General features: G+C 76.7%; 1 protein-coding gene. It reads right to left on the bottom strand.

What is annotated here, in order from left to right:
• Positions 1–72: 72 nt before the first annotated feature.
• Positions 73–10,200 (bottom strand): type I polyketide synthase, encoded by a 10,128-nt coding sequence (locus tag ACWCO8_RS03835; RefSeq protein WP_451030759.1) that lies wholly within the window; start codon positions 10,198–10,200, stop codon positions 73–75.
• Between the last annotated feature and the right edge of the window lie 74 nt (positions 10,201–10,274).

Consider the following 10,274-nt stretch of genomic DNA (forward strand, 5'->3'; position numbering starts at 1 on the left):
TGTATTTTGCCGTCGTCACAAGCCGTCCCGCGTCTGAGGTCGACGCTATCAGGACAGCCGTCTTGTTGATCATCAACGGTTCCACCTCGCCACGAGGCCCTCCAACAGCTCCGCGATCCGGGCCCGTTCGGGGCCGTCGGCGGGCAGTCGGGTGATGGCCTCGTCGAGTTGACCGAGCTCTTCCAGGACGAGGACGGCCGTCGCGGCGTCCTCGTCGGCGAACTCCGCCGGCGCCTCGCCGTCGGCCGGTGCGAGTTCGGCGAGCAGGTGCCGGGCCAGCTCGGCCGGGGTCGGGTGGTCGAACACCAGCGTCGGCGGCAGCCGCAGTCCGGTGACGGCGGCGATCCGGTTGCGCAGCTTCAGCGCGGCCAGCGAGTCGAACCCCTGCTCGAGGAAGCGGTGGTGGACCTGGACGTCGTCGCCGCTCGGGTGGCTGAGCACCAGCGCGGCCTCGGCGCGGACCAGATCCAGCAGGAGCGCCTCCTGCTCCCCGCGCGGGCGGCCGGCGAGATCGCGTCCCAGGGTGGGCGCGGCCGCGGCCGCCGCCTGCGCGGCGGCCCGGCGTGCGGGTACGCCCGAGAGCGCGCGCAGCATCGGGGGCAGTTCGTCGGCGGCGGCCCGCAGCGACCGCAGGTCCAGCGCGCTCGCCGCGACGAAGGGCTCGTCGCCCCGGCACGCCGCGTCGAAGAGCGCGAGGCCGCGCTCCTCGGTCAGCGGCACCATGCCGTTGATGACGGCCGTCTCGTCCGGGGCGACCTCGTGGCCGCTCTTGGTGGCGCGCTCGGCCCACCAGCCCCAGGCCACGGACGTCGCCGTCAGGCCGTGGGCCCTGCGGTGCCGGGCCAGGGCGTCGAGGAAGGCGTTGCCCGCCGCGTAGTTGCCCTGGCCGAGGCCGCCGAGCGTGCCCGCCATCGAGGAGAACAGGACGAACGCGGCCAGGTCGAGGTGGCGGGTCAGCTCGTGCAGATGCCAGGCCGCGTCGGCCTTCGGGCGCAGCGCCGTGTCCACCCGCTCCGGGGTGAGCGCGGCGACGACGCCGTCGTCGAGGACGGAGGCGCTGTGCACGACGGCGGTCAGCGGGTGCTCGTCCGGGATCGCCGCGAGGAGCTCCGCGAGGGCCTTGCGGTCGGCGACGTCGCACGCCGCGTGGGTGACCTGGGCTCCGAGCGCGCCGAGCTCCTCGCTCAGCTCGCCCGCGCCGGGTGCGTCCTGACCGCGCCGGGAGGCCAGCACGAGGTGCCGGACGCCGTGTTCGGCCACCAGGTGGCGGGCGACCAGCGCGCCGAGGTCGCCGGACGCGCCGGTGACCAGGACGGTGCCGGCCGGGTCCCACGGCGCGGGTCCTTCCGGTTCGGCGAGGCGGGCGAGGCGCGGCACCAGGGCCGCGCCGCCGCGCAGCGCCAACTGGGGCTCCCCGGCGGCCGACGCGGCGGGCAGCGCCCGCCACGACTCGGGCTCGCCGTCGGTGTCGACCAGGACGAACCGGTCGGGGTGCTCCGAGTGGGCCGAGCGCACCAGGCCCCAGGCGGCGGCGCCCGCGAGATCGGACGCCCGGTCGGCCGCCGCGCCGCGGGTGAGCACGACGAGCGGGACGGCGGCGAACCGGTCGTCGGCCAGCCACGCCTGGACGGCCGCCAGCGTGGCGTGCGCGACGGAACGCGCCTCGGCGGGCACGTCGCCCTCACCGCCCACGGCGGTGACCAGGACGGCGTCGGGGATCTCGCGCAGGGCCGCCGGGTCGGCCGCGCCGTCCACGGTGTGCCCGAGGCCGCGCAACTCCTGGGCGGCGCCCAGCGGATCGGCACCGAGGACGGCCCACCGGCCGGGCTTCGCCCCGGCGTCGGTCGCGGCCAGCGGCACCCAGTCCATGCGGAACAGCGCGTCGCGGCCGATCCGCCCGGAGGCGGTGCGGTCCGCCACGGCGCCGAGCCGGACCGCGTCGACCGTGAGCACCGGGTCGCCCGCGGGGTCGGCGAGAGTGAGGGCCACGGTGTCCTGGCCGGTGCGCTCGGCGCGTACCCGCACAGCCCGCGCGCCGGTCGCGTGGAGACGTACGCCCGACCAGGCGACGGGCACCCGGTCGGTGTCGAGGACCGCGTGCAGGGCGGCGTCGAGCAGCACGGGGTGCAGGGCGAAGCCGTCGGCCCGTTCGGCGGCGTCGGCGTCGAGCGTCACGTCGGCGAACGCGTCGTCGCCGAGCCGCCACGCGGCCCGTACGGCACGCCATGCCGGGGCGGGGCCGACGCCGGCCGCGTCGAGTTCGGCGTAGAGATCGTCGACGGGCTCCGCGCCCGCCGGCGGCCAGGAGGTCGGCGCGGCGCCGGGCGCGGCGTGGGCTTCGAGCGTTCCTTCGGCGTGGCGCACCCAGTCACCGTCGGTCCGCGCGTGCACGCCGACCGCTCGGGTGCCGTCTCCGTCGGGTTCGCCGACCCTCACCTGCACGGTGACGCCGCCGTCCGCGAGCGCGAGCGGCGCGTACGCGGTCAGTTCGCCGATGCCCGCGCTGCCGACCCGGTCGGCGGCGGCGAGGACGAGATCGACGAGGACCGCCCCCGGCACCTCGCCGGGCAGCCACGGCTGTGCCGCGGCGGAGAGCCTGCCGGTGAGGACGAGCCCGCCGCCCGCGAGGTCGACCTCGGCGCCGAGCAGCGGGTGCCCGGCCGAGGCCAGTCCGGCCGCCGTCATGTCGCCGGTGCCCACCGAGGGCTCCAGCCAGTGCCGGGCACGCTGGAACGCGTACGTCGGCAGCTCGACCGTGGCCGCGCCGGTGCCCTCGAAGACGGGCCGCCAGTCGACGGTGGCGCCCGCCGTGTGGGCCTCGGCGGCGGCGCGCAGGAACTGCTCGCGGCCGCCCTGGTCCCGGCGCAGGGTGCCGAGCGCGGCGGCTCCGACGCCCGCGTCCTCCAGCGTCTGCTGGAGGGCCACGGTGAACATCGGGTGCCCGCTGACCTCCAGGAACGGTCCGTGGCCCTGCTCGGCCATGGCGCGCACGGCCTGCTCGAACTCCACGGTCCTGCGCGCGTTCTCGTACCAGTAGTGCGCGTCGAGACCCGCGGTGTCGAGCAGGCCACCGGTCACCGTGGAGTAGAACGGGATCGCCGACGAGCGGGGGGAGGTCGGCGCCAGCGTCTCGACGAGGTGGTCGCGCAGCACGTCCACGTGCGCGGTGTGGCCCGCGCCGACGATCTGCCGGACGCGGCGCACGCGGACGCCCTCGCCCTCGAGTCCGGTGAGCAGTTCCTCCAGCGCGTCGAGGTCGCCCGCGACGGTGACGGAGCGCGGGTCGTTGACCGCCGCGATGTCGAGGCGCGTCCCCCACGGCTCGAGGCGCCGGAGCGCCTCCGCCTTGGGCAGCGCGACGGCCGCCATGCCGCCGGTGCCCGCCAGGGTCAGCCACGCCTTGCCGCGGGTGGCGACGATCCGGGCCGCGTCCCGCAGGGACAGGGCGCCCGCCACGTACGCGGCGGCGATCTCGCCCTGGCTGTGGCCGACCACCGCCGACGGGTGCACGCCGTGCGCGCGCCACAGCGCGGCGAGCGACACCATCATCGTGAACAGCGCGGGCTGAACGACGTCCACGCGGTGCAGCGGCGGCGCGCCCTCGACGTCGTGGAGCACGTCGAGGAGGTCCCATTCCACGAACTCGGCGAACGCGTCGGCGCAGGCGTGCACGCTCTCCCGGAAGACCGGGAACTCCTCCAGGAGCCCCTTGGCCATGCCGGGCCACTGGGCGCCGTGGCCGGGGAAGACGAACGCGACCCGGTCGGCGCCCGCGGCGACGCCCTGCGCCGCCGCCGGGTGGGCGGTGGCACCGGCGACGGCGTCGAGGCCGCTCAGCAGCTCGTCCGTGTCGGTGCCGAGCACGACGGCCCGGTGGTCGAAGGCGGCGCGGCCGGCCGCGAGCGACCAGCCGACGTCCGCGGGGCGGACGTCGGGAACGGCAGCGACATGGTCACGCAGCCGCGCCGCCTGGGCGCGGAGGGCGGCTTCGGTACGACCGTGCAGCGGCCACACCACGACCGGCTCGGGCGCGTCGGCAAGGGGCTCCGGCGCCTCCGCGACAGCCGGAGCGTCCGCCTCCGGCGCCTGCGCCACGGGCGCGTCCTCCTCAGGCGCCTGTTCGATGATCACATGGGCGTTCGTTCCGGACAGGCCGAACGACGAGATGCCCGCGCGGCGCGGGCGGTCCACGGCGGGCCACTCCATCGGCTCGGTGAGCAGCGAGACGGCCCCGGTCGTCCAGTCGACCTGCTCGGTGGGCGCGTCGACGTGCAGGGTCCTCGGCAGCAGTCCGTGGCGGATGGCCTGCACCATCTTGATGACGCCCGCGGCGCCCGAAGCCGCCTGCGTGTGGCCGACGTTGGACTTCACCGAGCCGAGCCGGAGCGGCTCGGTGCGGTCGCGGCCGTACGTGGCCAGCAGCGCCTGGGCCTCGATCGGGTCGCCGAGCCGGGTGCCGGTGCCGTGCGCCTCCACGGCGTCCACGTCGGAGGGACGCAGACCGGCGTCGCCCAACGCGGCGGTAATCACGCGCTGTTGGGCCGGTCCGCTGGGCGCGGTGAGTCCGTTGGAGGCGCCGTCCTGGTTGATGGCGGAGCCGCGGACGAGGGCGAGGACGCGGTGGCCCTGGGCGCGGGCCCGGGACAGCCGCTCGACCAGCACGAGGCCGACGCCCTCGGCCAGGCCGGTGCCGTCCGCCGCGTCGGCGAAGGCCTTGCAGCGGCCGTCGCCGGACAGTCCGCGCTGGGCGGAGAAGCCGATCAGCGCGGCCGGGCTGGACATCACGGCGACGCCGCCGGCGAGGGCGAGGTCGCTCTCGCCCCGGCGCACGGACTGGCAGGCCAGGTGGAGCGCGACCAACGACGACGAGCAGGCGGTGTCGACCGTGACGGCCGGCCCCTCCAGGCCGAGGGTGTAGGAGATCCGGCCGGACACCACGCTCGGCACGTTGCCGGTGAGCAACTGCCCGTCGGAGCCGCCGGCACCCGGACCGCGACTGGACGCGTAGTCACCGACGTTGGCGCCGGCGAACACGCCCGTACGGCTGCCGCGCAGGCCGGCCGGGTCGATGCCGGCGTGCTCGAACGCCTCCCACGCCGCTTCGAGGAGGAGGCGCTGCTGCGGGTCGGTGGCGCGGGCCTCCAGCGGGGAGATCCCGAAGAACGCGGCGTCGAACTCCGCGAGGCCGGGCAGGAAGCCGCCGTTGCGCACATAGCTGCGGCCCCGGGCGTCCGGGTCGGAGTCGTAGAGCGCGTCGAGGTCCCAGCCCCGGTCGGTGGGCAGGTCGCCCACCGCGTCCCCTTCCGCCACCACGAGCCGCCACAGGTCGTCCGGCGACTCGACGCCGCCCGGGTACCGGCAGCTGAGGCCGACGATGGCGATCGGGTCGTCGTCGTCCTCGGCCCGTGCGGTGACGACGGGCGCGGACGTCGCGACGGCTCCGAAGGCCTCGGCGAGCAGGTGCTCGGCGAGCGCGGCGGGCGACGGGTGGTCGAAGACCAGGGTCGCGGGGAGCGTCAGACCGGTGGCCGCGCCGATCCTGTTGCGCAGTTCGACGGCGGTGATGGAGTCGAAGCCGACGTCGCGGAACGCCCGGTCGGCGGGGAGCGCCGACGGCGAGGCGTGGCCGAGGACGGCGGCCGCGTGGTCACGGACCAGTTCGGTCACGGCCCGTGTGCGCTCCCCTTCGGGCAGCGCGGCGAGCCGTTCGCGCAGGGCCGAGGCCGTACCGGTGTCGACGACAGTGTCGCGCAGCAGGGCCGCGGCCTCCGGTACGCCCTCCAGGAGGGGCCTGCGCCGTGCCGAGCAGAACACCGGCACGAACCGGGTCCAGTCCACGTCGGCGAGGGCGACGGTGGTCTCGTCGTGGTCGAGCACCTGCCCCAGGCCCGCGACGGCCAGGTCGGGGTCGAGGAAGGGCAGGCCCTGCCTGCGGACGCGCTCCGGGTCGACACCCTCGCGGATGCCGTCCCAGTCGTTGACGGCGGCCCAGATTCCCCAGGCGACCGACGTCGCGGTCAGGCCCCGGGCCCTGCGGTCCTCGGCGAGCGCGTCGAGGTAGGCGTTCGCGGCGGCGTAGGGGGCGTGCTCGCCGCTGCCCCACAGGCCGGCGATGGACGAGAAGAGGACGAAGGCGTCGAGGTCGGCGTCGGCTCCGAAGAGCTCGTCGAGGTGGCGGGCGCCGAGCACCTTGGCGGCCACCTCGTCGGCGAACTCGCCCACCGGGGTGTCGGCCAGCGGGCGCAGCTCCAGCGCGGTGGCGGCGTGCAGGACGCTGCGTACCGGCGTACCGGCCCGGTCCAGTCCGGCGACCAGCGCGGCGAGTTGGCCGCGGTCGGCGACGTCGCAGGCCGGGAACTCCAGGGCCGTGCCGGACCCGGCGAGTTCGGCGGTCAGTTCCGCCGCGACCGGGGCGGCCGCGCCGCGCCGGCTGGGCAGCACGACGCGCTCGGCGCCGTGGGCGGCAAGCCAGCGCACCAGGTGCGGGCCGAGCGCGCCGGTGCCGCCGGTGAGCAGCACGGTGCCGGTGGGCCGCCACCGGCGGGGGGCGGGGGTGGCGCCGAGCGGTGCGCGGACGAGGCGGCGCACGGAGAGGCCGGTGTCGCGCAGCGCCACCTGGTCCTCGGCGCCCGCGTCGCCCGCGAGGACGGCGGCGAGCCGGCCGGCCGCGCGGTCGTCCAGTGCGGCGGGCAGGTCGACGAGGCCGCCCCAGCGGTCGGGGTGCTCCAGGGCGACGACGCGGCCGAGGCCCCACGTCTGGGCCTGCGCGGGTGCGGTGACGCGCTCGGCCGGAGCGACGGCGACCGCGCCCCTGGTGGCGCACCACAGCGGGGCGTCGACGCCCGCGTCGCCGAGGGCCTGCACGAGCGCGACCGTCAGGGCCAGGCCCACCGGCAGCGCGGGGTGTTCGGGGTGCGGCTCGTCGTGGAGGGCCAGCAGGGACAGCACGCCGGCGGGGCGGACGTCGGCCGGGCAGGCGTCCGCGAGGCGGGCGGCGAGCGCGTCGCGTCCGGTGTCGCCGTCGGCGAGCGTGAGGGTCGTGACATCGGCACCCCGGGCGGTGAGCACGCGGGCGCAGTCGGCGGGCAGCGGGCCCGTGTGCCCCTCGGGTACGACGAGCAGCCACGGTCCGGTCAGGCGCGCGTCGTCGGGGACGGTGCCGCGCTCCCACTCCACCGCGTACCGCCAGGTGTCGACGGTCGACCGTTCGTGCCGGTCCCGGTGCCACTGGGACAGTGCGGGCACGACCGCGCTGAGCGGTTCGTCCGTGTCGACGCCGAGCGCGCGGGACAGCGCCTCGACGTCGGCGCGGTCCACGACGTCCCAGAACCCGGCCTCCCACGGGTCGGCGCCCGCCGCCGCGGCCACGGCGGCGCGGCGCTGCGGCGTGAGCCAGAACCGCTCGCGCTGGAAGGCGTACGTGGGCAGGTCGACGCGGCGCGGGGCGTACGGGGCCAGTTCGGCCGCCCAGTCGACGGGCGTGCCGAGCACGGCGGCCTCGGCGAGGGCCGTACGGAACCGGCCCAGGTCGCCCTTGTCGCGGCGGAGGGTGGCCACCGAGGCGACGGGGACGTCGAGGGCGTCGGCCGTCTGCTGCACGCCGACGGTGAGCACCGGGTGCGGCCCGGCCTCGATGAAGACGCGGTAGCCGTCCTGGATCGCCCGGCGGGTGGCCTCCTCGAAGCGGACCTGCTCGCGCAGGTTGCGGTACCAGTAGTCGGCGTCGAGCCCGGTGGTGTCGAGGGGTTCGCCGGTGAGGGTGGAGAGGAAGGCGACCTCGGTGCGGCGCGGGGTGATGCCGGCCAGGTCGGCGGCGAGACGCTCGCGGATCTCCTCGACCTGCGGCGAGTGCGAGGCGTAGTCGACGGGCACGCGGCGCACCCGGACGCCCTCGGCCTCCCACGCGGCCTGGGCCGCGTCCAGGGCGGCCACCGCGCCGGAGACGACCACCGCGGAGGGACCGTTGACGGCGGCCACGCCCAGACCGGGCCACTGGGCGAGCCGGGCCCGCACCTCGGCCTCCGGCAGCGGTACGGACAGCATGCCGCCCCGGCCCGCGAGCGCCAGCAGGGCCTTCGCCCGCAGCGCGACGACCTTGGCGCCGTCCTCCAGGGACAGCGCGCCCGCGACGCAGGCGGCGGCGATCTCGCCCTGCGAGTGGCCCAGGACGGCGTCGGGCCGTACGCCCGCCGTACGCCACAGTTCGGCCAGGCTCACCATGACGGCCCAGAGCACGGGCTGGACGACGTCGACGCGTTCCAGCGCCTCCGGCGAGCGGACCGCCTCGTCGAGCGACCAGTCCGTGTACGGGGCGAGCGCGCGGCCGCACTCGGCCCAGCGGGCCGCGAAGGCGGGCGAGGAGTCGAGCAACGGCACGGCCATACCGGCCCATTGGGCGCCCTGGCCGGGGAAGACAAAAGCGGTCCGCCGGACGCCGACCCCCGCGGTGCCGGTGACGACAGCCGGGTCGGGCCGCCGCTCGGCGAGCGCGGTGAGCCCTTCGAGCAGCCCGTCGCGGTCGTCGGCGACCACGACCGCGCGGCTGGGCAGGGCGGTACGGCCGGTGGCGGCGCTGTACGCGACGTCCACCGGGGCCAGGTCGGGACGGTCCACGAGGTGCGCGGCAAGGCGTCGGGCCTGCGCGCGCAGCGCGGGCTCCGTCGCGCCCGACAACACGACCGGGATCGCGACGGGTTCGGTCCGGTCCTCGGCGGGCACGGTGGGCGCGGTGGCCTCCGCACGTGCGGCGGGGACGGTGGCCGAGGCGGGTGCGGACGGCGCGGGGGCCGGAACCACGGCGGTGGGTGCGGCCGGTGCCTGTTCCAGGACGATGTGGGCGTTGGTGCCGCTGATGCCGAACGACGACACCGCCGCCCGGCGCGGCCTGCCGACCTCGGGCCACGGCCGGGCCTCGCGCAGCGGCTCGACGGCGCCGGAGGCCCAGTCGACCTGCGGGGACAGCTCCGTGAGGTGCACGGTGCCGGGCAGTACGCCGTGGCGGAGGGCCATGACGGCCTTGATGATCCCGGCGACGCCGGCGGCGGCCTGGGTGTGGCCGATGTTGGACTTCACCGAACCGAGCCACAGCGGCTCGTCCCGGTCCTGGCCGTAGGTCGCCAGCAGCGCCTGCGCCTCGATCGGGTCGCCGAGGGCGGTACCGGTGCCGTGGCCCTCCACGAAGTCGACGTCGGCCGGGTCGAGCCGGGCGTCGGCGAGGGCCTGGCGGATGACCCGCTGCTGTGCGGGCCCGTTGGGAGTGGTGAGGCCGCTGCTGGCGCCGTCCTGGTTCACCGCCGAGCCCCGCAGAACCGCGAGGACCGGGTGGCCGAGCCGCTCGGCGTCGGCGAGCCGTTCGACGAGCAGCATGCCCGCGCCCTCGGACCAGCCGACGCCGTCGGCCTGGGCGGAGTAGGGCTTGCAACGGCCGTCGGCGGCGAGGCCGCGCTGCCGGGAGAAGTCGACGAAGACGGCCGGGGTGGACAGCACGGTCGCGCCGCCCGCGAGGGCCATCGTGCACTCGCCCGCGCGCAGCGCCCGTACGGCGGAGTGCAGTGCCACCAGGGACGACGAGCACGCCGTGTCGAGCGTGACGGCCGGGCCCTCCAGGCCCAGGACGTAGGCGACGCGACCGGAGGCGATGCTGCCGGCGGTCCCGAGGCCGAGGTAGCCCTCGACCCCCTCGGGCAGCGGGTCCGCGCCCGTGCCGTAGTCGTGGTACATGACGCCCGCGTACACGCCGGTACGGCTGCCGCGCAGCGACGCCGGGTCGATGCCGGCCCGCTCGATCGCCTCCCACGCGGTCTCCAGGAGAAGGCGCTGCTGCGGGTCCATCGCGAGGGCCTCGCGCGGCGAGATGCCGAAGAAGGACGGGTCGAACTCGCCCGCGTCGTGCACGAAGCCGCCCTCGCGGGCGTGCGAGGTGCCGGGCCGGTCGGGGTCGTCGGCGAAGAGCGCGCCGAGGTCCCAGCCGCGGTCGGTGGGGAAGCCCGCCACCGCGTCGCGGCCCTCGGCCACAAGCCGCCACAGGTCGTCGGGGGAGGCCGTGCCGCCGGGGTAGCGGCACGCCATGCCGACGATCGCGATGGGCTCGTGGCCCCGGTCCTCGGCCTCGCGCAGGCGCTGCTTCGTGCGGCGGAGGTCGGTGGTGAGCCGCTTCAGCGTTTCCAGGACCTTCTGGTCGCCGCTCTGTTCGTTGGACAACGCTTCTGCTCCTCGTACCCTGCGGTCTGTGCGGTTCGTACGGTCTGTGCCGTGTGGACGGTCGGGGCCGTGTG

The sequence above is a fragment of the Streptomyces sp. NPDC001927 genome (assembly GCF_053594455.1).